General features: G+C 39.8%; 21 protein-coding genes. 16 read left to right on the top strand and 5 right to left on the bottom strand.

Features of this window, described 5'->3' with window-relative positions; translation table 11 throughout:
• Positions 1-237: 237 nt before the first annotated feature.
• Positions 238-1125, bottom strand: a complete 888-nt coding sequence (locus RFX69_RS17385) for an AraC family transcriptional regulator (protein ID WP_000426816.1) — start codon at positions 1123-1125, stop codon at positions 238-240.
• 199 nt (positions 1126-1324) lie between these two features.
• Here RFX69_RS17385 and RFX69_RS17380 point away from each other — a divergent pair, with 199 nt between their 5' ends.
• The 7 genes from RFX69_RS17380 (at position 1325) to RFX69_RS17350 (ending at position 8953) form a co-directional block, all read left to right on the top strand.
• Positions 1325-2020: an alpha/beta hydrolase gene (locus tag RFX69_RS17380; protein WP_000066757.1), complete on the top strand. Its 696-nt coding sequence runs from the start codon at positions 1325-1327 to the stop codon at positions 2018-2020.
• A gap of 289 nt (positions 2021-2309) precedes the next feature.
• Positions 2310-3236 (top strand): LysR family transcriptional regulator, encoded by a 927-nt coding sequence (locus tag RFX69_RS17375; protein ID WP_065718491.1) that lies wholly within the window; start codon positions 2310-2312, stop codon positions 3234-3236.
• 111 nt (positions 3237-3347) lie between these two features.
• Positions 3348-4541 carry a CaiB/BaiF CoA-transferase family protein gene (locus RFX69_RS17370; protein ID WP_024434281.1) on the top strand — a complete coding sequence of 398 codons (1194 nt, stop codon included), beginning with the start codon at positions 3348-3350 and terminating at the stop codon, positions 4539-4541.
• Positions 4538-5476: a hydroxymethylglutaryl-CoA lyase gene (locus tag RFX69_RS17365; protein ID WP_000123653.1), complete on the top strand. Its 939-nt coding sequence runs from the start codon at positions 4538-4540 to the stop codon at positions 5474-5476. Before RFX69_RS17370 ends, RFX69_RS17365 begins: the two co-directional genes overlap by 4 nt.
• Positions 5477-5589: 113 nt before the next feature.
• Complete coding sequence (locus RFX69_RS17360; protein ID WP_039244920.1) at positions 5590-6906, top strand: MFS transporter; 1317 nt, start codon at positions 5590-5592, stop codon at positions 6904-6906.
• 397 nt (positions 6907-7303) lie between these two features.
• Positions 7304-8368, top strand: coding sequence for a catalase family peroxidase (locus RFX69_RS17355; protein ID WP_289332412.1), 1065 nt, complete (start codon positions 7304-7306; stop codon positions 8366-8368).
• 12 nt (positions 8369-8380) lie between these two features.
• Complete coding sequence (locus RFX69_RS17350) at positions 8381-8953, top strand: cytochrome b (protein ID WP_001180298.1); 573 nt, start codon at positions 8381-8383, stop codon at positions 8951-8953.
• A gap of 166 nt (positions 8954-9119) precedes the next feature.
• Here the strand turns inward: RFX69_RS17350 and RFX69_RS17345 are convergent, their stop codons facing one another.
• Positions 9120-10031, bottom strand: a complete 912-nt coding sequence (locus tag RFX69_RS17345) for a LysR family transcriptional regulator (RefSeq protein ID WP_289332411.1) — start codon at positions 10029-10031, stop codon at positions 9120-9122.
• A 98-nt stretch (positions 10032-10129) separates the two neighbouring features.
• On the opposite strand from RFX69_RS17345, the gene RFX69_RS17340 reads away from it, so the two are divergent.
• The gene (locus RFX69_RS17340; RefSeq protein ID WP_162283111.1) at positions 10130-10726 is read left to right on the top strand and encodes an NAD(P)H-dependent oxidoreductase; all 597 of its coding nucleotides are present in this window, start codon (positions 10130-10132) and stop codon (positions 10724-10726) included.
• A gap of 56 nt (positions 10727-10782) precedes the next feature.
• Here the strand turns inward: RFX69_RS17340 and pobR are convergent, their stop codons facing one another.
• On the bottom strand, positions 10783-11598 hold the full coding sequence (gene pobR / locus RFX69_RS17335; protein WP_162283110.1) for an IclR family transcriptional regulator PobR: 816 nt from the start codon (positions 11596-11598) through the stop codon (positions 10783-10785).
• Between the two features lie 141 nt (positions 11599-11739).
• On the opposite strand from pobR, the gene pobA reads away from it, so the two are divergent.
• From pobA to phnX, 8 genes are all read left to right on the top strand, one after another.
• Positions 11740-12954, top strand: a complete 1215-nt coding sequence (gene pobA / locus RFX69_RS17330) for a 4-hydroxybenzoate 3-monooxygenase (protein ID WP_000353515.1) — start codon at positions 11740-11742, stop codon at positions 12952-12954.
• 175 nt (positions 12955-13129) lie between these two features.
• Positions 13130-13852 carry a UTRA domain-containing protein gene (locus RFX69_RS17325; RefSeq protein WP_000434318.1) on the top strand — a complete coding sequence of 241 codons (723 nt, stop codon included), beginning with the start codon at positions 13130-13132 and terminating at the stop codon, positions 13850-13852.
• Positions 13853-13943: 91 nt separating this feature from the next.
• Entirely contained in the window at positions 13944-14981 is a 1038-nt protein-coding gene (locus tag RFX69_RS17320; RefSeq protein WP_272355966.1) for a putative 2-aminoethylphosphonate ABC transporter substrate-binding protein, read from the top strand.
• Between the two features lie 22 nt (positions 14982-15003).
• Positions 15004-16206, top strand: a complete 1203-nt coding sequence (locus RFX69_RS17315) for an ABC transporter ATP-binding protein (protein ID WP_261481265.1) — start codon at positions 15004-15006, stop codon at positions 16204-16206.
• Entirely contained in the window at positions 16200-17909 is a 1710-nt protein-coding gene (locus RFX69_RS17310; protein WP_284072298.1) for a putative 2-aminoethylphosphonate ABC transporter permease subunit, read from the top strand. The genes RFX69_RS17315 and RFX69_RS17310 overlap by 7 nt, the downstream gene beginning before the upstream one ends.
• Before the next feature lie 101 nt (positions 17910-18010).
• Complete coding sequence (locus tag RFX69_RS17305; RefSeq protein ID WP_289332410.1) at positions 18011-19165, top strand: TIGR03364 family FAD-dependent oxidoreductase; 1155 nt, start codon at positions 18011-18013, stop codon at positions 19163-19165.
• A gap of 26 nt (positions 19166-19191) precedes the next feature.
• Entirely contained in the window at positions 19192-20379 is a 1188-nt protein-coding gene (phnW, locus tag RFX69_RS17300) for a 2-aminoethylphosphonate--pyruvate transaminase (RefSeq protein WP_289332414.1), read from the top strand.
• A gap of 27 nt (positions 20380-20406) precedes the next feature.
• On the top strand, positions 20407-21222 hold the full coding sequence (gene phnX, locus RFX69_RS17295) for a phosphonoacetaldehyde hydrolase (RefSeq protein WP_272355969.1): 816 nt from the start codon (positions 20407-20409) through the stop codon (positions 21220-21222).
• A 223-nt stretch (positions 21223-21445) separates the two neighbouring features.
• Here phnX and RFX69_RS17290 read toward each other — a convergent pair whose 3' ends face one another.
• Positions 21446-22696, bottom strand: coding sequence for an MFS transporter (locus RFX69_RS17290; protein WP_272331335.1), 1251 nt, complete (start codon positions 22694-22696; stop codon positions 21446-21448).
• Positions 22697-22757: 61 nt separating this feature from the next.
• A complete protein-coding gene (locus RFX69_RS17285; protein ID WP_005128932.1) occupies positions 22758-23909 on the bottom strand; it encodes an acyl-CoA dehydrogenase family protein in 1152 nt (383 codons plus the stop codon).
• Between the last annotated feature and the right edge of the window lie 123 nt (positions 23910-24032).

Raw genomic sequence — 24032 nt, 5'->3', positions numbered from 1 at the left:
TATATTTTAATTTTGTCATCGGGATAGTCTCTCAGAATATTGACTCTCCGACAAACCCGGTACGGTTCATGAAGACCCTGTTTTACTACTACCTATAAAAAAATAAGCTTAAGCGTAAATTATTTTTACGTTAGTAGAATTTTTGATTTCTCAGCAAAAATAATTCTGATTTTCATTGAGAAAATGAAGATATAGTTTTTAGTGTTTTATTATTTAAGTTAGAAATTTTCCTTTCTATTAAGTTTTAGTTTCTGAAATTTCTCTAAATTTTCTTGGGCTATAACCAAATGTTTGAATAAAAGATCTGGTAAAAGCAGCTGGTGAAGAATAACCAACTAAATCAGCAATTTGTGAAATACTTTTATTCGTTTCAATTAAATATTGTTTTGCTAACTTCATTCGCCAATGTTTGAGATAATTAATTGGGGTAGTACCTACCAATTGTATAAAATTTTTTGAAAACTTTGATTTAGATTGATTAGTTTCTTTGGCAAGAATTTCTACGGTCCACTCTTTAGTAGGATTAGAATGCATTAAGAATAATGCCTTGCTAATAGTAGGACTCTGCAAAGCTGAAATCCAACTTTTATGGTTAAGTGTTTCTTTGTTTAGCCAGAATCTTATTGACCACACTAACAGCAAATCGATAACACTTGAAAGCATAACCTGACTACCTAAAGAAGGTTGATCAAGTTCTAATTTTATTGCAGCTACTGTCATTGGGATCCATTCAGCAACTTTACCATCTTGGTCAGAAGGAACGACTATATATTTAGGCAATCCTTCAGCGATTGTTTGTCCATATACACCGTTTAATTGAAAAACACATGTAATAACAACTGGTTCTGCAGCTTTATCTTCTATAATTTCGATAGAATGCTTAAATCTTGAAGGAATAACGATAACATCCCCGTCGTTTACGATCTCATTTATTTTTTGTTCATCACTTTTAATTTTAAAACTACTTCCTTGAAATATATGAATATACGAATAATCACTATCCAGAAAAACAATATTTTTATTTTTATAATTTTCGACTTGATAAATTTGTCCTGATATTTTTGCATTCTTGTAAATATCAAAAAAAATATCAGTTAATTTATTTACATCTTGCTCATTTTCCATCTCACTACATCTCATCGAAAAAAATGTTTCTGCAAAAAAATATGCTGTTTTGGTAATTGTGGAAAGTAGTTTTATAACAAATAATCATTTTAGAAGATTTTATAGTTTGATATTTGATCAAATTATCGAAACTTTATGGATAAATATTTTTAATTTAATTTATGAAATTCAATGTCATAGCAAAAGCTAGGAGAAAACAATGAGTAATAAACCAACAATTATATTAGTACATGGCTTTTGGGGAGGTGCAGCCCACTGGAGTAAAGTTATTATTGAACTTTCCCATAGAGGTTTTACCTCATTACAAGCAGTTGAATTGCCATTAACCTCACTAGCTGATGATGTCGAACGGACAAAGAAAATGATAGCTCAGGTTGATGGTGACGTAATATTAGTTGGGCACTCTTATGGAGGTGCGGTTATTACTGAAGCGGGTAATCTTCCAAATGTAGTTGGCCTCGTCTATATTGCAGCGTTTGCTCCTGATACAAATGAGAGTCCAGGGGAGATTACGCAAAAGCATCTACCTGTAGCCGCTCCTAATTTATCACCAGATAGTGATGGTTACCTTTGGCTTAAAGCAGATAAATTTCATGAAAGTTTCTGTCAAGATTTAACAGAAGATGAAGGTCTAGTTATGGGAGTAACACAAAAAGCTCCGTTAGCAAGCACCTTTGGCGACACCATTACCTCACCAGCTTGGAAAACTAAACCTTCGTGGTATCAAATTTCTACTCAGGATCGAATGATTAGTCCTGAAAATCAAGAATTTATGTCATCTAGATTAAATGCTAAAAATGTTATTTCTTTAGATGCGAGCCATGCTTCATTAGCTTCCAAGCCAGTTGAAGTTGCTGATTTAATAGATGAAGCTGTTTCTTTCTTTAGTTCATAAAGTTATTTAATTTAAATCTACAAAAATTAAGAAGTTAAGAAAATAATAATTTTTTTAACTTCTTTTTTTCTAAGTATAAGTTCATCCTACTTATATGGATTGTTGCGAAAATTAATGAGGAGAGCCTTAGTTGTTTATAACATATTTATATTTGATTTTAACTTGGTAAGTTTAAGCTTTTGATAATATTTTATTTATCAGAATCATAGGCGAGAAATATAAAATTTTTATAATTCTATATATTTATTATAGCGTTATGAGTTTCAAGTTATAAGATGGGTCATCTGTAGTGCATATAGAAAATATTATTCGTAAATTGGATTTGGTCACCTTAACGATTTTCCAGTCTGTTTGTGATGAAAAATCTCTGAGCAAGGCCGCTGAAAAAAATATGATTGCGCTGTCTGCCGCAAGTAAGCGTTTGACTGATTTGGAGCATTTGATTGGAACCAAACTGTTTATTCGTGACGGTAAGGGCATGCAAATTACACCTGCTGGTGAAAGCCTGCTTTATCATTGCAGAACCATCTTAGACTCGGTTTATAAAGCTTCGGTTGAGTTAGAAGAATACAAAGTAGGCATTAAAGGTTTTGTACGATTACAGGCAAATTTATCAACGATCATTCAGTTTTTACCCGAAAGCCTACATCCTTTTATTGTTGAAAACCCCCAAATTAAGATTGAGCTTGAAGAACGCCCTAGTATAGAAATTATTCAAAATGTAAGTAATAAAATTGCCGACTTAGGCATCTGCATTGCCGAGAATCTATCAGAAGATCTGGATTATTATCATTATCGTAGCGATCGGCTGGTCGCGGTCATACAAAATCAGCAATATTTAAGTGAACAGAAAATCATTTCTTTTGAAGATGCATTAGATTACGACTTTATTGGTTTGCATACTCAAAGTGCGATTAATCGGATTTTGCAGCAAAAGTCTGAAGCGTTAGGAAAGCAGCTCAAACTCAGAATATTGGTGACAAGTTTTGATGCTGTTTGCCGTATGGTACAGGCGGGTATGGGGATTGGGATTTTGCCTCATAAAGTTTTTGAAATCTTTGGTAAACCATTAGGGCTGGCAAGTGTAGAGTTAACCGATGATTGGGCAAAAAGAGACTTATATCTTGTGTCCAAGCGTGATGAGTTTTTAAACCCAGTAACTTTGCTTTTAAAACAATATTTTATGCATCCACATAAAGAAATTGCATCTGAATAAATTTCATAGGTTTCGCAAACCACGAAGACTTGTTGATCTTTTAAGAATTGTATTACTGCTCATTGCGCCATAAATTTAATTCTATCGGAAGTAGATATAATATGGATTGTTATGAGTCTAGCCCTTGAAAAAATAAAAGTCCTAGAAATAGGAACGCTAATTGCAGCTCCTTTTGCAACACGCATTCTTGCTGAGTTCGGTGCTGAAGTCATAAAAATTGAACCTATTGGCAAAGGCGATCCACTTCGTAAATGGCGTAAGTTACATCACGGAACATCTTTGTGGTGGTATTTACAGTCACGTAATAAGAAATCTTTAGCGCTTAATCTTAAGTCACCGGAAGCAATTGCTTTAATCAAAAAGATGATTGTCGATACCGACATTCTGGTCGAAAACATGCGTCCCGGTGCGCTTGAAAAGCTGGGGTTAGATTGGGAAACCCTAAAATCAATTAACCCTAAACTGACTTTTGTTCGCATATCTGGTTATGGTCAATCTGGCCCTTATAAAGACAAGCCGGGCTTTGGTGCAATTGGTGAGGCAATGGGTGGAATTCGTTATACAACGGGTTCTCAAGATTCTGCGCCTGCACGAGTTGGCGTGAGTTTGGGTGACTCACTTGCTTCATTACATGCGGTAATTGGCGCTTTAATGTCGATTGTGAATATCAAAACCAATAACGGGAACGGACAGATTGTTGATGTGTCACTTGCAGAGAGTGTCTTCAATATTATGGAAAGTGTTGTCCCAGAATACGACTTACATGGTTTTATTCGGGAGCGTTCCGGAGGTTCATTACCGGGTATTGCACCTTCAAATACCTATCGAACGAAAGACAATGCTTTTGTGGTAATTGCAGGAAACAGTGACCCAATTTTTAAACGCTTAATGCATGTAATTGGTCGTGAAGATTTGGCAAATCGACCTGAGTTGGAACACAACGATGGGCGTGCGCAACAAAGTGATTTACTAGATGCTGCAATTGAATCTTGGAGTCGACAACATTCAATTGATGAGGTCTTGCAACAGCTTGAACAGGCTGAGGTTCCATCTGGGCGAATTTATTCTGTAGCCGATATAGTCAATGATCCGCACTTTAATGCACGTGATATGTTGCTTTCAACCGAGTTGCCTGATGGTCAGGTGGTAAAAATGCCGGGTATTGTTCCGAAGCTTTCCGAAACACCGGGGCAGGTCAAATGGCGTGGCCCTGAGCTGGGTGAGCATACCGAATCTGTTTTAAAACAATACGGATATCAAGCTGAAGAAATTGAAAGCCTACGTGTATCGGGAGTAGTGCAATGACAGCATTTTCCGACTTACTTGTTGTACAAGAAGTTTCTCCACGAGATGGTTTGCAAATTGAGCCGACTTGGGTACCCACCGATAAGAAAATTGATTTAATTAATCAATTGTCGACAATGGGTTTCTCTCGAATTGAAGCAGGCTCTTTTGTCTCGCCAAAAGCGATTCCAAATTTGAGAGATGGTGAGGAGGTTTTTACTGGAATTACACGCCATAAAGATATTATTTATGTTGGGCTAATTCCAAATTTAAAAGGCGCGCTTCGGGCAGTGGAAGCCAATGCAAATGAGTTGAATCTTGTCCTCTCTGCTAGCCAAACCCACAACCTTGCCAATATGCGTATGACTAAAGCTCAATCGTTTGCGGGGTTTACCGAAATTGTGGAACAGCTACAGGGTAAAACACAGTTTAATGGAACTGTTGCGACAACGTTTGGCTGTCCATTTGAGGGAAAAATCAGTGAAAAAGAAGTGTTCAACCTGGTTGAGCACTATCTAAAACTGGGTATTCATAACATTACACTGGCAGATACCACTGGTATGGCGAACCCAGTGCAAGTGAAAAGAATTGTCTCTCACGTTTTATCGTTAATTTCACCTGAGCAGTTGACCCTACATTTTCATAATACACGTGGACTGGGATTAACTAATGTTCTTGCAGCTTATGAGGTTGGAGCAAGACGGTTTGATGCTGCATTGGGTGGTTTAGGCGGGTGCCCATTTGCACCAGGGGCTTCTGGAAATATCTGTACTGAAGATTTGGTCAATATGTGTGAGGAAATTGGAATACCCACCACGATTGATTTAGATGCTCTTATTCAACTTTCCAGAACCTTACCAGCTCTTTTAGGGCATGACACGCCAAGCCAGCTTGCCAAGGCGGGGAGAAATACAGACTTGCATCCTATACCGGATTACATCAAATCACTTAATTAAGATACGTCACTCAAGATAGTTGGAAATGAGACGATATTCGTATCGTCATCGGTCAACTCGTCTTTAAAAACTTGATAGGACGCGTCTTAAGGCTCATTTTCAGGAGAAAATAAATGAGTTTAACGCAAAGCATGGAATTATCGGCTGAAGCAATTGCCGAAAAGCAATTAATAAAAAAAGTAGCATGGAAAATCATGCCATTAATTATGGTGTGTTACTTATTTGCTTTTTTTGACCGTATCAACATTAGTTTTGCCAAGTTTCAGTTACAAGCTGATTTATCTCTAAGCAATACAGCTTATGGCCTTGGTGCCAGTTTGTTTGTAATTGGGTATGTAATATTTGAAGTACCTAGTAATTTATTGCTACATAAATTTGGTGCAAGAAAATGGATTGCACGCATCATGATTTCTTGGGGTGTTGCAACGGCCTTAATGGTATTTGTGACCACAGAGTGGCAATTTTATGTATTACGTTTCTTGATTGGTGCAATGGAGGCTGGCTTTGCTCCGGGTGTGCTGTATTACATGACGCTTTGGTTTCCTCAAAGCTATCGTGGTCGAATTATTTCATTATTTTTCCTTGCTTCTGCTTTTTCAGGCATCTTTGGAGGACCAATTTCAGGGGTGTTATTGTCATCACTCGATGGTGTGATGAACATGCGTGGCTGGCATTGGTTATTTTTAGTCGGTGGCGTGCCTTGCGTTTTACTGGGTCTTTGTGTTCTTACTTATTTAAAAGATCGTATTGATGATGCGCAGTGGCTATCATCCTCAGAAAAAGCTCACTTAAAACGTTTGGTTGAACCTAAACAACCAGAAAAGGCTTCTCATTCATTATGGGCTGCCATTAAAACCCCGGGATTATTAATTTTAGGTGCTATCTATTTTCTGATTCAAATTGCATCTTATGGTTTAAATTTCTGGGGGCCACAGTTAATAAAAAGCTCAGGCATTGATGATACCCAAATGATTGGTTTTCTTAGTGCCATTCCATACCTCATGGGAGCAATTACAATGGTCATTGTTGGACGTTTAGCAGATAAATCTGGAGAACGTTTAAAATTTACTGCTGGTTTACTCTCTTTAGGTGCTATTGGTTTCTTTACAGCAGGTTTCTTTGATGCGAACCCCGTTGTTGTAGTCATTTCGCTTGCTTTATTAGGAGCGGGTATTGTTGCTGCAATTCCTTCTTTTTGGAATTTACCACCCAAAGTCTTGGTTGGAGCTGGGGCGGGAGCTGCGGGTGGTACAGCGCTCATTAATACATTAGGGCAAGTAGGGGGAATTGTTAGTCCTATTATGGTTGGCCATATTAAAGACATAACAGGTAGTACAACGCCTGCGCTGTATATTATTGCAAGCTTATGTGTTGTGTGTATTGCACTACTAATATGGGCTACGCCAAAACGGTTAAAAGAGAAAGGTTAAACGATTCACTCATGCTCAAAGCCAGTTGGTTGGCTGGGCATGAGTGTAGTTAATATGAAAATGATCTAATAGTTAAAAAATAAAACTTATAGCCAACTTATAAAACTAAAAGCCAATGTGACTTGTCAAAAAGTGGGAACTTTTATATTTTTCGTTCCCATGCTTTATTTATCTCTATTCAAATGTTAATAAACTTAATACTAACCTCACGGTACGTAACTTATATGGCCCAGAAATAAATATTATATTAAGGCTTATCACTATTAGTTTCAGAAATTTCGGGATTTTATTTACTTAGCTAATCTTGAACATAATTCCATCAATATAAGTAATACTCTTTTTATAGGATCAAACTTTTCTTTATAAATGCAGCTATATAATTTACACAGGATGAAGAATGAATAATTTGAATTTTAAAACGCTAAAGAAGTACTGGCTGCGATTCGTGGGTATTGTTGTAATCGCAGGCGCTTTAGTATTGGCATTTGCTTGGACCGCTGGTCTATTTGGACATCGAACAACATCCAAAACTTTTTTGGGTGACACATTAAAAAACTTTGATCCAGGATATCGACGTGCACACGGTAAAGGTATTTGTTTTGATGGCACTTACCATAGTAATGGTGTGGCAGCAGCACTCTCTAAAGCCACTGTATTTGCCAAGTCTGATATACCAGCAATTGGCCGATTTTCTATTGGAAGCGGTAATCCGCATGCGGCAGATAATTCTACCGCAACAGTGAGTATGGCTTTATTACTTTCTCCAGCCGATCATTCGCAGTGGCGCATGAAATTAAACAACTTTCCTTATTTTCCGACGCGAAATGCTGAAGGTTTTTTTGCGCAGCAAAAAGCATTTAAACCGGTTCCGTCTACTGGGAAACCTGATCCAGCCCTTGTTGAGGCGTTTTTAAAAGAATATCCCGAAGCACGTAAGTCTATTGAGCAAAAGGCCAAGATGCCATTAACCGGTAGTTTTAGTGGTGCAGAATTTTATGTTGTAAATGCCTTTATATTGCGAGCGGCCAATGGACAAGAACAGCCAGTCCGTTGGTCTATGCGTCCTCATTCAAAATTTATTAGTCTGACGAAAGAGCAACGTGATCAAGCTGATCATGATTTCTTATTTAAAGACATCAAAAAACGTTTGGCTGAAGGACCGCTCTATTGGGACTTGGTTTTGCAACTTGCCGAGCCGGGAGACCCGGTGAATGACCCATCTCAGCCTTGGCCAAAAGACCGTAAAGAAGTTATAGCCGGAACATTAGAAGTCAAAAATGTAACTGATCAGGTAAATGGCACTTGTCGTGATATTAACTTTGACCCAACTTTGGTGCCACCGGGAATTGAGTTATCAGATGACCCAGTACTCGCAGCACGAGCGGCTATCTATTCACAGTCTTACAATGCTCGATTACGTGAAATTGGATTTGGCAAAGCAACGGATGCCGTGGGCAAATAGGAGAGATGAACAATGCAAAATAAATCTAACGATACTGCTCCACGTCATTTTAATTTGACTGCTCGAATACTGCATTGGCTTATGGCGGCAGCAATTCTGGCTATGCTATTTATTGGGGTAGGAATGACCACCTCAATGACTTGGCGTCCGTGGTTAATTGATATTCACCGTCCTTTAGGAATCGCAATCTTACTATTGGTCATCATAAGATTAATAAATCGACTCTGTTATCCAATTCCACCTTTGCCGCCGACTGTACCGCGCTGGCAGGCGTTTCTTGCCCATGCATCACATTGGCTACTTTATATTTTGATGTTTAGTTTGCCATTGCTCGGATGGGCGACGCTATCGGCAGGTAATTGGCCTGTCACTTTATTTCCGGGTTGGGATCTTCCACCTATAGCACCAACCAACTCTACGCTTTACGCTTGGTTCCGTACTCTACACGGAATTTTGGCTTGGCTATTATTTGCTGTCGTCATTGGTCATTTATCTGCTGCGTTATTACATGCCTGGATTTATCGCGATGGCGTATTTTCGAGTATGGCTTTGGGGCCTTCTTCTAAAAAAGAAGAAGCTGATTAGTTTGCTTGAAAGTTTTCGACTCAACAATGACTAAAGTCTATTGAGCCACATCTTTGCATGTGGCTTTTTTCTAAAAAATATTAAGTTTGATCTATATAAATTATGGCATTCACAAAGCAAGCATGACTGCAAAAAGCCTTGTTCAAGTGGACGAGGCTTTTTTATTTTAAGCTTGTTTGTTCAGTTCAGGGGGTAAATGCTGCGCCAAATAATCAATTGCAAGGCGGGTTTTCAGCGGCATAAAAGGCAGCGTAGGCCATACCAAATGAATCGGAAAAGCAGTGCTCGACATGGCGTCTAACACTTGCACCAGCTTACGGTTCTGTAATTCATTTTGAATGAGCCAGTCGGGTAGCCAAGCGATACCAGCTCCAGCAAGCGCTGCATTTTTAATGGCTTGTAAGTCATTTAAAAGAAGTTTTGCTTTCGGTTTAATAAATAAAGGCTCGTCATTTTCCTTTTGAAGTCGCCATTTCTGCATTTGACCAAAATGCGGATCGGCAATCGTGGCGTGCTGGTCTAAGTCCTCAATATGTTCTAGGGGACCTGCTTTATTTAAATAGTCAGGTGAGGCACAAAGTAGCATTCGATGCTCACCAATCAGTTTGGCAACGAGCTGAGTGGTGTCAGGCAATGCCCCGATTCTTATACATAAATCAAAACCTTCTTCGATCAAGTCTACATTTCGGTCATTAAATGAAATTTCTAACTGTAAGTCCGCATGTTGCTGAGCAAATTTTACCATGAGCGGGGCAGCAAAAAGTTGCCCGAACAGAACTGGCACAGACATTCTTAATCGGCCTGTTGCGTTAATTTTGCCTTGGTCTAATAAAGCCGCCGCATTTTGTATTTCACTTAACGCTCGACGGCTATGTTCATAAAACAAAGCGCCTTCGTCAGTCATACTGAGTGAACGTGTTGTTCTTTTAAATAGAGCTACACCAAGCTGTTCTTCAAGCCGAGCAATATTTTTACTTATGGCTGAGCGAGTTAAATGTAATTGCTCGGCAGCTTTTACAAAACTTCCAGCTTCAACCACCGTCACAAATATAGAAATTGCACTGAGCTCATGTTGCATGATTGTTGCCTAAAAGGAACCAATGATAAGAAATAATATCACCACTGTTGAATTTATTGTGGGGTTAATATGGCTTCATCAAAAACGTGGAGACAGTCATGGCTAAAATATTGGTATTAAAATCCAGCATTATGGGGGAGGGTTCACAAACCAATCGTCTAATCGATGTAATGCTTGAATATCGAAAAGACCAAGGTTTGCAAGATGACATTACCATACGCAATTTAGCTGAAATGAACTTGCCTGTATTAGATCTAGAAATTTTTCAAGCGCTTCGTGGGGCTGAAAATGTAAATCAAGACATTCAACGAATCGTAACTTTGTCGGACGAATTAATTGCTGAATTAAAAAGTGCTGATTTATTGATCATTGGCGCACCCATGTACAACTTAAATGTCCCGACTCAACTTAAAAACTGGTTTGATTTAGTGGCACGAGCAAGACAAACATTCCGCTATACCGAAACTTATCCTCAAGGTTTGGTTGAAGGGGTAAAAGCGGTGGTGGTAAGTAGTCGGGGTGGTATTCATGTCGGCCAAGAAACTGAGGCAGTCACGCCTTATCTCAAAGCAGTGTTAGGGCTAATGGGCATTCATGACGTCGATTTTATCTATGCAGAAGGCTTAGACATGCAGGCCTATCGCAGCAATGCTTTAGATCTGGCAAGCCAACAAGCCCAAAAATTCGCTATTTAAAATTATGAGTTAAAACTCTTGTATCTCTAATAGATAACAAGAGTTTCTAAGTCTATTTAAATTACATTTCTGAGTTCATTTGCCGTGTTGCGCAGCAATGGCAAAATTTGCTGAACCAAATAATCTTCTTGTACTCGGTTGGTTTGAGACATGCAGTTAAGCGCTGCTATGGCTTGACCTTGTGCGTTAAAAACGGGCACAGCAATCGCAATTACGCCAAGCTCATGTTCTTCTTTAGAAAGACAATAATCCGATAAGGAAATGCCCTTAAGTACTTCAAAAAACCTTGATTCATCTACAATGGTAAATGGGGTTAAGCGCTTTAAACCATAATTTTTTACCCAAGTATGTTGGGCTTCTTCAGGTAGTGCTGCCAGCAATACTTTACCCGTGGAAGTGGCATGGGCAGGGAGGCGGTTTCCTAAATGCATACCATAAGGGCTAACGCGCAAATTATCTTGCTGTGGTAAATAACTACGGGCAATCGGCACCACTTCGTTATCGTCCAGAACTACAATCGAAAAAGTCAGCGACGTCTGCGCGCACAAAAGATTTAAAAATGACTGAGCAACTTTAGGCAGATGGGCAGAGCTTAGATAAGAACTTGAAAAGCGCAGCACGCGATGAGTGAGCCAAAAGTAATGTTCATCTGTTTCTAAATAGCCTAGGTATTTTAAAGTTTTTAGATAACGCCTTGCCGCTGTACGACTAATACCGGTTCGTTCTGCCACTTGAGTGACATTAAGCCGTTGCCGATCTGTTCCAAAAGCTTCCAATAAAGCCAAGCCTTTTGCTAATCCTGCAATGTAGTCATCTTGACGAATTTTCTCATGCGAGTTCGGGTGCTCTAGAAAAGCATCGAGAGAAGGCATCCTTTCATTCCTGTTATTTTGGTTGTTTCTGTCCGCTATTCGGACAAACTAAATGATAAACGGTTATTTTCGTCTTGGATACATAGTGAACAAAACTTAAAGCCAGTAATTTAAAAGTCAGGATGAAACAAGGATGAAGTTATGGATATTTTAAAGACACAGGTTGCAATTATTGGTTCTGGACCAGCAGGGTTATTGCTTGGGCAACTTCTATATAAAGCTGGCATCGATCATATTATTGTTGAGCAACGTAGTGCTGAATATGTGGCTTCACGGATTCGCGCAGGAATTTTAGAGCAAGTTTCGGTCGATTTACTTAAACAAGCAGGCGTTGACCAAAACTTAAAAGAAAAAGGATTACCACATTCGGGCATCGAAATCTTAACCAATGGTGAAAAGCATCGGGTTGATTTGGCAGCACTTACAGGTGGTAAACAAGTGACTGTATATGGCCAGACCGAAGTCACCAAAGATTTAATGACTGCGCGTGAAGCAGCACAGCTCACTTCATATTATGAAGCTCAAAATGTACAAGTAAAAGATTTCTACACTGCACCGAAAGTTGAGTTTGAGTACCAAGGTAAAGCCTTTCAAATTCAGTGTGACTTTATAGCAGGGTGTGATGGCTACCATGGTGTCTGCCGTGCCAGTGTGCCAGAAGACAAAATTAAAACCTTTGAAAAAGTTTATCCGTTTGGCTGGTTAGGGGTGTTGGCCGATGTCCCACCTGTAGCCGATGAACTCATTTATGTACAGTCTGAACGTGGATTTGCTTTATGTAGTATGCGCTCAGAAACACGTAGCCGTTATTATTTACAAGTCCCTTTAACAGATCACGTCGAAGACTGGTCGGATGAAAAGTTCTGGGATGAGTTAAAAAACCGCCTAGATCCTGAAAGCCGCGAAAAGCTAGTGACAGGACCTTCTATTGAAAAAAGTATCGCGCCGTTACGTAGCTTTGTGACCGAGCCAATGCGCTTCGGAAAACTATTTTTAGCAGGTGATGCTGCGCATATTGTTCCACCGACTGGAGCAAAAGGCTTAAATCTCGCTGCATCTGATATTGCTTATTTATCAAGCGCACTGATTGAATATTACGCCGAAGGTTCCGAACAAGGGATAAATGAATACTCAGAAAAATGCCTACAACGCGTATGGAAAGCAGAGCGTTTTTCTTGGTGGATGACTCATTTATTGCATCGTTTTGAAACTGAAAGTGAGTTTGATCATAAGATTAAACAAGCCGAGTTAAGTTATGTACTTGGCTCGATCGCAGGTAAAACCACATTGGCTGAAAACTATGTCGGATTACCTTATGAGATTAAGCAAATTGATAGTTTTAAGCACGCAAGCTAAAGACTAAGTAAAAATAAAAAGGGCATGAAAATGCTCTTTTTTTATAGACAAATTTAAGTGAGCCGTACTAGCTTAAGAGATTGTTTTGCTTAAAAGATCAGCATTAATAAAAGCTTTTGTCACATTTTTTCAGTATATTGCTATTAATTTCTTTATTTATAAATTCTAAGTTTGTATGGAACAGGACCAAGCACGCATACCTAAATATATTCCTATTCGCGATGCAATTGCCCATGATATTGAATCTGGCGTATTAGAAGCCCACGCAAAACTCCCTTCGGAAAGAGTACTTTCGGAACAATTCCAAACCACACGAGTGGCTGCACGTGAAGCTTTACTGGCTTTGGAAACTGATGGTCTGATTTATCGATTAGACCGCCGTGGTTGGTATGTTCGTTCTCCTCGTATTATTTATCACCCACAATCGACTAAAAACTTTAATCAGTTTGTGATTGAACAAGGCTATGAACCTTCTACAGAAGTGATTTCGAGTGAGCTGACTCAGGCTACTTCTTGGGATGCCAAGCATTTAAAAGTTGAAAAAGGCCATCCGATTTATTCAGTTTGGCGACGTCGTTGTATTAATGGACGACCTGTTTTGGTTGAACATTTACGTGTGAATGCCGAGCTTTTTCCTGAGTTTTTAACTCATGATCTCAAGCAATCCATTACTTTACTGATGGCAAATCAATATAACTGCCATATCACCAGAGCTGACATTAACCTCTATCCAACCGCTTTATCGGAACAGCAGGCCAAAGCACTGCATGTGAATGTGGGCGCGCTTGGTTTATATATTTGCCGTAGCAACAGAAATGAAGAAGGCGTGATTACCGATGTTGACCAAGAATATTGGCTACATGATGTTTTAGATTTACATTTCGAAGCTCGAGCATAAAAACACAATCTGGTTTAAACCAGATTAATTAAACTGTCATATAAAGCTGTTGAAATACGACCATCAAATAATTGCATTCGATGGTTTGCAGATGAAACAGTATGTTCAACAGACAATTAAACTCGGTACTGCATCAGTTTTAGGTGTGGTGGTTGCTATTCAAATGGGATGTTCATCAGCAACATCAAAACAATCAGAAGAAATTACAGTCTATACGGCAGTGGAAGCCGACCAGCTTAAACAATACCAAGAAGAATTACATAAAGCCTATCCTGAACTCAAAGTAAAATGGGTACGTGATTCAACTGGTGTAATCACCGCTAAACTTTTGGCAGAGCAGAAAAACCCACAAGCGGACTTGGTTTTTGGTGTGGCTTTAACCAGTTTGCTGGTGATGGAAAAAAAGGACATGCTTGAGCCTTTTAAACCTGAAGGCGTGCAAAATCTAAAACCAGAATTTATAAGCCAAAAAACTGTACCGACTTGGACTGGTATGGATGCATGGGAATCTGCAATTTGTGTCAATAAAGTCGAATTAGAAAAACGTAAGTTACCAATTCCAAAAACTTGGAAAGATTTAACCAAGCCCATTTATAAAAACCTGATTGTGATGCCAAATCCGGCTTCGAGTGGTACAGGCTATTTAGATGTCACGGCTTGGATGCAAATTTGGGGCGAAAAGCAGGCATGGGACTATATGCAAGCTTTGGATAAAAACATTTCACAATATCCTCACTCTGGCTCAAAACCTTGCAAAATGGCCGCACAGGGCGAAATCCCAATTGGTGTTTCTTTTGGTTATCCGGCATTTAAGTTAAAAGCAGAGGGTGCACCTTTAGAAGTGGTTTATCCAACTGAAGGTTTAGGCTGGGAAATGGAAGCCTCAGCAATTGTGAAAGGAACCAAGAAATTAAGCAGCGCACAGAAATTTATAAACTGGTCGGTAAGCAAAGCGGCAAACGAAGCCTATGCCCATAACTTTTCAATGGTGGCCTATAAAGGCATTGAAAATACCACCATGGACTTCCCAAAAAACCTTCCTCAAATGCTAGTAAAAAATGATTTTTATTGGGCGGCCGAGCAGCGTGAACGTATTTTGGCTGAATGGTCAAAGCGTTTTGAAAAGTGATCTTTTGGATAAGGGCCTCATTATGCAAATACCTTCGTCATTGCAGTCATCGCTGCTAGGTCAAAATCCAAAAGGTGAGTTAGCAGGGCATTTATTGTCGACCTTAACGACCTATAAATATCCTGAACATGGCCCCTCAGTTTTAGAAGTGATGGATATTCAAAAAAAGTTCCAACACTTTCAGGCCCTAGCGCATATTAATTTAGACCTGAAAGCGGGCGAGTTCGTGAGCTTTTTGGGACCTTCTGGATGCGGTAAAACCACATTGCTACGCATAATTGCGGGTCTAGAAAAACCTGATTATGGAAAGGTTATAAAAAAGGGCGCAGACATTACGTTGCTCAGTGCTGAAAAGCGTCACTGCGGCATTGTGTTTCAGAACTATGCGTTATTTCCAAACTTAAATGTAGAAGAAAATATTGCTTTTGGCTTGGACAAAAAAAGATGGGATAAATCACAGCGTAGCCAACGAGTTCAGCAGTTATTGGAACTGATTGAGTTACCTGATATTGCTAAAAAATATCCAAACCAATTGTCGGGTGGTCAGCAACAACGTGTTGCGCTTGCTCGGGCAATTGCGCCGAAGCCTGATATTTTACTGTTGGATGAACCATTGTCTGCACTCGATGCTCAGGTACGTCTAAACCTAAGACAAAAGATCCGTTCGATTCAAACGCAGCTTAATTTACCAACCATTATGGTCACACATGACCAAGAAGAAGCATTAAGCATTTCTGACCGTGTTGTAGTCATGAATCATGGTGTCATTGAGCAAATTGATACGCCGCACAATATTTACTACAAGCCACAAACCCAATTCGTTGCAAAGTTTATTGGCACCATGAACTTTATGATTGCGACTTGTTCGGTAGTTAATCAGCTCGAGGTTCTAGGTTTTATTCCTCTAAATTTGGAGCAACAAAAACTTAAAGTAGGGGAAAATTACAGCATTGGTTTTAGACCCGAAGCTGTCGAGTTGGTTGATGATTTTGGTAGTGATAAAGAGTCGTTGTATTTGCCAGTTAAAGTATTAAGCACTGAATTTTTAGGTGCCAAGCGTCGTTTATTTTGCGCTATTCATATCGATGGAATTGAGCAGGCAAAACACCTTTTGCAAATTGAAATTGAAAATATCAAGTTCAAAACTTTGCAAGAACTGATGTTTATAAAAGTGCCTAATCAACTCATTCATGTCTTTGACGAACACGGGTACGCACTATGTTAAATGAAGCTGCTTCAGCGGTTTTAAAAACACAGCCGCGTCGAAAAACTGAATATTCATTAAGATCAAATATTGCTTTGGCTATGGTCGCAATCGCTTTGACTTTAGCGATTATTGCTCCTTTAATGATGCTGTTTGAAACTGCATTTTTTGATGAAAATCAAAATTTTGTTGGTCTTGAAAATTTTTATAACTATTTTGCAAGTCCAGCTTTACTCAGCTCTGTATTTAACTCGGTGTGGGTTGCTTGTGCTGCTACTGTCATTACAGTATTTCTTGCCAGTATTTATGCTTTTGCTCTTACCAATGTGAATATAAAAGGCAAAGGCTTCTTTAAACTGGTGGCTTTTTTACCGATTTTAGCGCCGTCACTTTTACCTTCTTTGGCACTGGTTTATTTGTTTGGTAAGCAAGGTGTGTTTAAACCTTTGCTGGGCGATATACAAATTTATGGTCCAATCGGTATTTTAATCAGCTACTGCTTTTGGCTATTTCCAGCAATTTTGATGTTGATGATGGTGTCTTTTCGCAGTGTCGATCAGCGTTTAATTGAGGCGTCTTTGTCGCTCGGCAAAAATATCTGGAAGACGCATTATCACGTCACATTACCTACAATTCGCTATGGGCTTATTAGTGCAAGTCTGGTGGCTTTTATTTATGTACTGACCGATTTTGGGATTCCAAAAGTCATTGGCGGTTCATTTAACATGATGGCGCTTGATGTCTATAAACAGATTATTGGTCAGCAAAATATGAGCATGGGTGCAGTGATTTCCATCTTATTGTTGTTACCAGCAGTTTTTGTATTCATTTGCGATCGTATTCAAAGCAAACGCCATGCACGGTTTCAAGCTTTTCAGACTAAACCTTATGTTTCAGCATCGAATAAAAAACTTGAAGTCGTTCTGGGCTTATTTTGTGGTTTAGTTTCAGGTGTGATTTTACTGATTATCTTTACGGCAGTGCTGGCTTCATTCATTCAGTCTTGGCCTTATGATTTGTCTTTGACCTTAGCACATTACAGTTTTGAATATGTCGATGGCGGCGGTTGGGCAGCGTACTTTAACTCGGTTCGCATGGCACTCTTTAGTACGGTTTTTGGAACAGTACTGATTTTTATAGTGGCACTATTAACTGAACGTTTTAAGGCACATCCACTCATTAAAAACTATGTGCAAGCTTTGGTTTTATTACCCCTTGCTGTGCCGGGATTGGTCTTGGGTATTGCTTATATTTTGTTTTTTAACCAGCAAAGTAACCCGTTAAATGTGCTGTATGGAACCATGACTATTTTGGTGATTTCAACCATTGTGCATTATTACACCGTGCCACATCTGACTTTAACCAATGCGATTAAACAAATTCCGCTACAGCTCGACCAAGCAGCACAAACTTTAGGAACATCGAAGTGGAAAACCTTTTGGAAAGTGTATTTGCCCATGTGTTTTCCAGCGCTATGCGATGTATCGGTCTATATTTTTGTCAATGCCATGACGACTGTATCGGCTGCCATTTTCCTCTATTCACCAGACACCAGTTTAGCTGCGGTAGCTGTTTTAAATATGGATGATGCGGGAGACACGGTTGCCGCTGTTGCGATGAGCATTCTAATTTTAACCACCTCATGTGTTGTAAAACTCATTCACTGGTTATTTACCCGAAAAATTATGGCAAGAAGTCAGCAATGGCGTGAAAGTTCTCACTAAGTTTTAGCTAAACACAATTTTTATTTAACCGACTGAAACGAAATGCTTTGTTCAACAAGGCAAGGGTTTATTCATCCTAAATTTCGCAAATTGGAAGTCTTATGAATAATGCACAGTTTGATTTAATTGTTGTCGGAGCCGGTATTTTAGGTTTGTCCGCTGCAATACAGGCACAAGAACAAGGCTTGAAAGTTTGCATCTTCGAGAAAAATGCCAAGCCTGTGGGCGCAACTCGCCGTAATTTCGGCATGGTCGGAACATCGACCTTAACCCATCCAGAGCAACAGTGGCGAAAGTACGCGCTTGAAACGCGTTCTTTTTATCAGCGTATTCAAACTGAAACCGATATTTCGTTTGCTCAACGCCAAGGTGTCTATCTGGCAAACACGGCACTTGAATGGCAGGTTTTAAATGAGTTTGCCGAGCGTGCAAATAATTACCAAATTCCAGTTCATTTGCTAAAGCATGATGAACTGGTCACCCAATTTTCTTATTTAAACCCCGCGCAGCAGTTTCAAGGCGGCTTGGTTTTTGAAGAAGACTATTCGGTCGAACCGCATGTGATTGGGCAGCGACTATTGGCATATGCACAAAGAAAAGGCGTAAAGATTTATACCAATGCCTGTGTCGTTCAAACCCAATATCAGCAGGGAAGTTGTCAGGTTCGTTTGGCAAGTGGTGAGACTTATCGGGCAAATAAAGTTTTGATCTGTCACGGTGAATTCATCGATGTTTTATATCCAGATCTTTTACAAAGCTTGAATCTTAAACGTTGTGGCCTACAAATGGCTCTGACTCAACCGTTTCACCAAAACTTAAATGCTTCTCTTTATTCAGGCTTATCTATTTCACGTTATCCGGCTTTTGAAATTTGCCCAAGTCATGCCGAGCTAGTTAAAGCATCACAGCAGGGTTTCATTAAAGAATTCGGTATTCATATTCTGATTAAACAAAACGAATTTGGCGAACTGATCGTAGGAGATAGTCACGAATATCATTCTATTAACGAAGCGCCTCAGTTCGAGCAGCGTGAAGAGATTAATGAGTTTATTCAAACATACTGCCGCCAAAAACTAGGGCTGACTTTACCTCCAATTCAAAAACGTTGGAATGGTTATTACCTGACCCATGAACATGAGTTGGCCTGTGTCGCTGAAGCTGAAAAAAATATCTTTCTGGTGAGTGCGATTGCTGGCAAAGGCATGACTACAGGGGCTGGCTTTATGAAAGAAATATTAGAACAAAATATTTACTAGTTTGTCATCTGGTTTAAACCAGATTGATGTATATTGAAATGAACGCGAAAGAAATGAGTAACATTATGAACATGCAACCCCAACTAGATATGGATTTAGAGAACAAGTATTTGCTTCTTACTCCAGGACCATTATCAACATCGGCAACAGTACGCCGTGCCATGCAAAAAGATTGGTGTACTTGGGACCAAGAATACAACTCGCTGGTACAAGATATTCGCTCTCGTCTAGTCAACTTAGCAACCAGCCAACCTGAAAAATATACGGCTGTATTAATGCAAGGCAGTGGAAGTTTTGCTGTGGAGTCTGTGCTTGGGTCAGCTATTCCACGTGATGGCAAAATCTTGATTATCAATAACGGCGCATACGGTGCACGTATGGTGCAAATGGCGCGTTGCTTAAATATTGAAGTTGTAGAGCTGAACTATTTAGAAACTCAAACACCAGATTTACAAGAGATTGAGCGCGTTTTAGAAGATAAAACCATTAGCCATGTTGCTTGTGTGCACTGTGAAACCACCACTGGTATTTTAAATCCGATTCAAGACATTGGCCGTTTAGTTAAAGCAGCAGGAAAAATCTGGATTGTGGATGCCATGAGTTCATTTGGTGGAGTACCTATGGATATGGCTGAGCTTGAAATTGATTTTCTAATTTCAAGTGCAAATAAATGTATTCAAGGTGTTCCGGGTTTTGGTTTTATTTTGGCAAAGCGTGATTGCCTAGAAGCATGTAAAGGTTTAGCTCGTTCGGTAAGTCTCGATTTGTATGACCAGTGGAATACGATGGAGCAGCATAAAGGTAAATGGCGTTTTACCTCGCCAACCCATGTGGTACGTGCATTTTATCAAGCATTGCTTGAGCTTGAGATAGAAGGCGGTGTTGCTGCACGTTATCAACGTTATTTACAAAACCAACAAACCTTATCGCAAGGTATGCAACAACTTGGCTTCGAATTGGTACTCGGTAAAGAGTGCCCACAATCACCCATCATTACCACTTTTCTTTACCCAACAGCCGAAACATTTAGCTTCCAGTCATTTTATGAAACCCTGAAAAAATCAGGCTATGTGATTTATCCGGGCAAAGTCACTGACCTTAACTGCTTCCGTATTGGCAATATTGGCGAAGTTTATATTCATGACATTGAAGGGCTTCTTGCTGCAATTGCGAGCTACTGCGAAAACCACCTAAACCAAGCTGTAACAGCATAATTTTTATTAAATTAAGGGGAATACATCATGACAACCAACAATACACAAATTCAGGCTGTGGTTTTTGACTGGGCTGGTACAACAGTAGATTTTGGCTCACGTGCACCAATTTTGGCTTTTATGGCTTTATTTAAAGACAATAAAGTTGAAATTACGGTTGAAGAAGCGCGTGCGCCAATGGGGTTAGAAAAACGTGATCATATTGCAGCAGTTTTAAAAATGCCGCGTGTCGCAGCGGCATGGCAGGAAGTATATGGGAAGCCTGCAACTGAAGCAGATATTGACCGTTTATATAAAGACTTTATTCCTTATCAGTTAAATTCTATTCCGAAATGTTCTGCTTTAATTCCGGGTGCATTAGCTACTTTTGAAAATATTAAAAAGCGTGGTGCAAAAATTGGTAGTAACACGGGCTATGCATCCATGATGATTGGCCGCTTGGTCAAAGATGCTGCCGATCAGGGCTACCGTCCAGACTGTATCGTTACTGCCAGCGACGTGAAATATGGCCGTCCATATCCTGAAATGCTATGGAAAAACTTAATTCAACTCGATGTATCCGACATCAAAACCGTTGTAAAAGTAGATGATACTGTGGTGGGAATTGACGAAGGTTTAAACGCAGGTTGCTGGACAGTCGGGCTTGCGATTAGTGGCAATGAAGTCGGTTTAAGCTATGAAGAGTGGAGCGCATTATCGGCCGATGAACAGATTGTTCTAAAAGATAAGGCATACCAAAAAATGAATGCGTCGGGCGCTCACTATGTGATTGATAGTGTCGCTGATTTGCCAAATGTACTCGATGATATTGAACGCCGTTTGAGGCAGGGTGAACGACCTTGAACAAAGTTTAGGCCTATATCTTTTTAAGCTTAGCTCCCTTGGGAGCTAAGCTTACCTAAAAAATTAAAATGAAGAGTAATAAACTCTACATATGTGGAAATAAGGAATAACTTTGAGGAGTAAATTCCTTATTTCCGGCTAACGATTTAAAACACATGTTTAGATCGTTAGACCATCAATCCTATAGTCATAGGACCTATAGGATTTTTTGTGATGGATCTCTTTACGACTTTTGAGGGTCGTATATTTTTTCTTTAATGAATAGGGCTGGTATCACACCACAAATGAGGTAGGCAGCACCCATGACGACAAAGCCTAACCCAATTGAGCCACCAGAGGCTAAGAAACCAATCGTTGCAGGGGCTAATGCAGCGCCTAAACGTCCGATGTTATAAGCACCACCAATGGCTGTACCGCGAATGGCTGTCGCAAAACTTTCGGTCATGTAGGTTGCATTTACGCCATACGGGATGCCGTAGAGGAAACCAAAGGTGACCAGTAAATATAAAATGTTGCTTGGCGAGTTATAAAAGACAATCAGAGGTAGGAAAATAGCAGTACCAATTGCACCAAAAGCATAGGTAAAGCGACGCCCTAATTTATCGGCCATCATACCCGCAAGAACTTTACCTAAAATCATAGCGGTATATGTACCTACCATATAAGCCGTCATTTCTTTGAACTTCATACCCAGTTCGCTTTCTAGATATGAAGGCATCCAGTTATTTACACCATAGTAGCCAAACTGTAAAAAGCCTGCCGTTAACGCCCATAAGATAAACATATTACGGTTTCGTTTATCTTGGAAAATAAGCTTAAATGCTGAAGTTTTTTGAGCATTCTGAGCCACAACAGGTTGTTGTAGTCGAGACTTTTGCCATGCTTCTGGTTCTGGTACAAGAATGTGCATGAGGACAGCAATAACAACAGGAATAATCGCAACATAAAACAACATGCGCCAGCCATGATCGGGAATAATCCAGCCTGCAAGCAAGGTCGCAACAATATAGCCGACGGTCCAGCCAGCTTGTAAGGTTCCAAGTACTGTGGTGCGATAACGGGTTGGGACATACTCGGCCATGAGGGTATTACAGGCGATATAGAGTGAACCCAAACCCAGTGATGCAAAAAATCTTAAAATACCAAACTGAAGAAAGCTTTGGGTGAAACCTAAGCCACAGGTGAGGAGCGAGAAAGTTAAAATAGAAATAACCACAATGCGCACGCGACCAAATTTATCGCATGCCCATCCCCCAAAAATTCCACCAACAGCCATACCTGCCAATGTAAAACTGCCAAGCATACCTGCTTGTACTGAACTTAATCCAAAATCTGCCTTAATACTATTTAAGCTATAAGACAGCAGCATCAAATCTGCACCATCTACCAATAGTGCTAGAAATGCAAAAATAAATGCTATTTTCCACGTATGAGGCTGTATACGAGAAAGACCTTCTTTGTAATTTGTAGCCATAATCCATTACCTACATTTGATTGAAAGCACTTCAAGTCGTTTTAAAGTGCTTAAAATTTGATTAAGACGCAGCGCGAATCATGTTTCGGGCAATAATCACTTGTTGAATTTGAGTGGTCCCTTCATAAAGACGGAACAAACGAACATCTCGATAAAAACGTTCAATGGCATATTCACTGATATAGCCCGCACCGCCGTGAATTTGTACGCAGCGATCAGCAACGCGGCCACACATTTCGGTTGCAAACATTTTTGCGCAAGAGGCTTCCGTGCTAACGTTTTGCCCTGCATCGCGTAGGCGTGCAGCGTCTAAGACCATACATTTAGCGGCATAAATCTCGGCTTTCGAGTCAGCAAGCATGGCTTGAATGAGTTGGAATTCGGCAATCGGTTGTCCAAATTGCTTGCGTTCGATGGCGTAATTTAAAGAATCGTCTAGCATTCGTGTTGCTGCGCCGACACTCAAGGCAGCAATATGCAAACGGCCTTTATCCAGCACTTTCATAGCAGTTTTAAAACCAACACCTTCAACACCACCAATGAGTGCCGAAGCAGGGATGCGGCAATTTTCAAAAATAACGTCACAGGTATGGGCACCTTTTTGTCCCATTTTTTTATCGCGTTTGCCAAGAGAAATGCCCGGAGTTTGGCTATCAACAATAAAGGCAGAAATGCCGCCAGCACCTTTAATGTCAAAGTTTGTGCGTGCCATGACTGTAAATACACCAGCATGAGGTGCATTGGTAATAAAGCGTTTAGTGCCGTTTAACACATAAAAATCGCCATCTTTTACTGCACTGGTTTTTAAAGATGCCGCATCAGAACCTGCATCCGGTTCGGTTAAGCAAAAAGAGCTGATCACTTCACCACGTGCTAAACGTGGCAAGAAAAATGATTTTTGTGCTTCGGTCCCATCAATAATCAGGCCACTTGAGCCAATGCCATTATTGGTTCCAATGAGAGAGCGAAAAGCAGGAGAGGTACGACCTAATTCAAAAGCGACATAGACTTCTTCTTCCATCGTTAGGCCAAGACCTTCGTATTCTTCAGGAATGGTTAAACCAAATAAACCGAGAGCTTTCATTTGCTCAACGATATCTTGAGGAATTTCATCCGATTCAGCGACTTCATTCTCATGAGGAATTAATACACCTTCGACAAATTGTCGAATCATATCAACAAGTTGATTTAAGGTTTCCTGATCTCGAATCATAGTCTCGTCCTTTTACTACATGCAGAAAACATCAATGTGATGTTCGTAAAATCACCAATATTTGAAGCGATAGTAATCAAAGGATGAATGCAAAACAATATATTTTGAAAATTAATTTCGCAA

It is taken from the genome of Acinetobacter sp. 148, assembly GCF_031196675.1.
In the GTDB taxonomy this organism is placed as follows: domain Bacteria; phylum Pseudomonadota; class Gammaproteobacteria; order Pseudomonadales; family Moraxellaceae; genus Acinetobacter; species Acinetobacter baumannii.
Note: the sequence above shows the minus strand (reverse complement) of the source record. Positions and strands in the feature narration are given on the sequence as shown.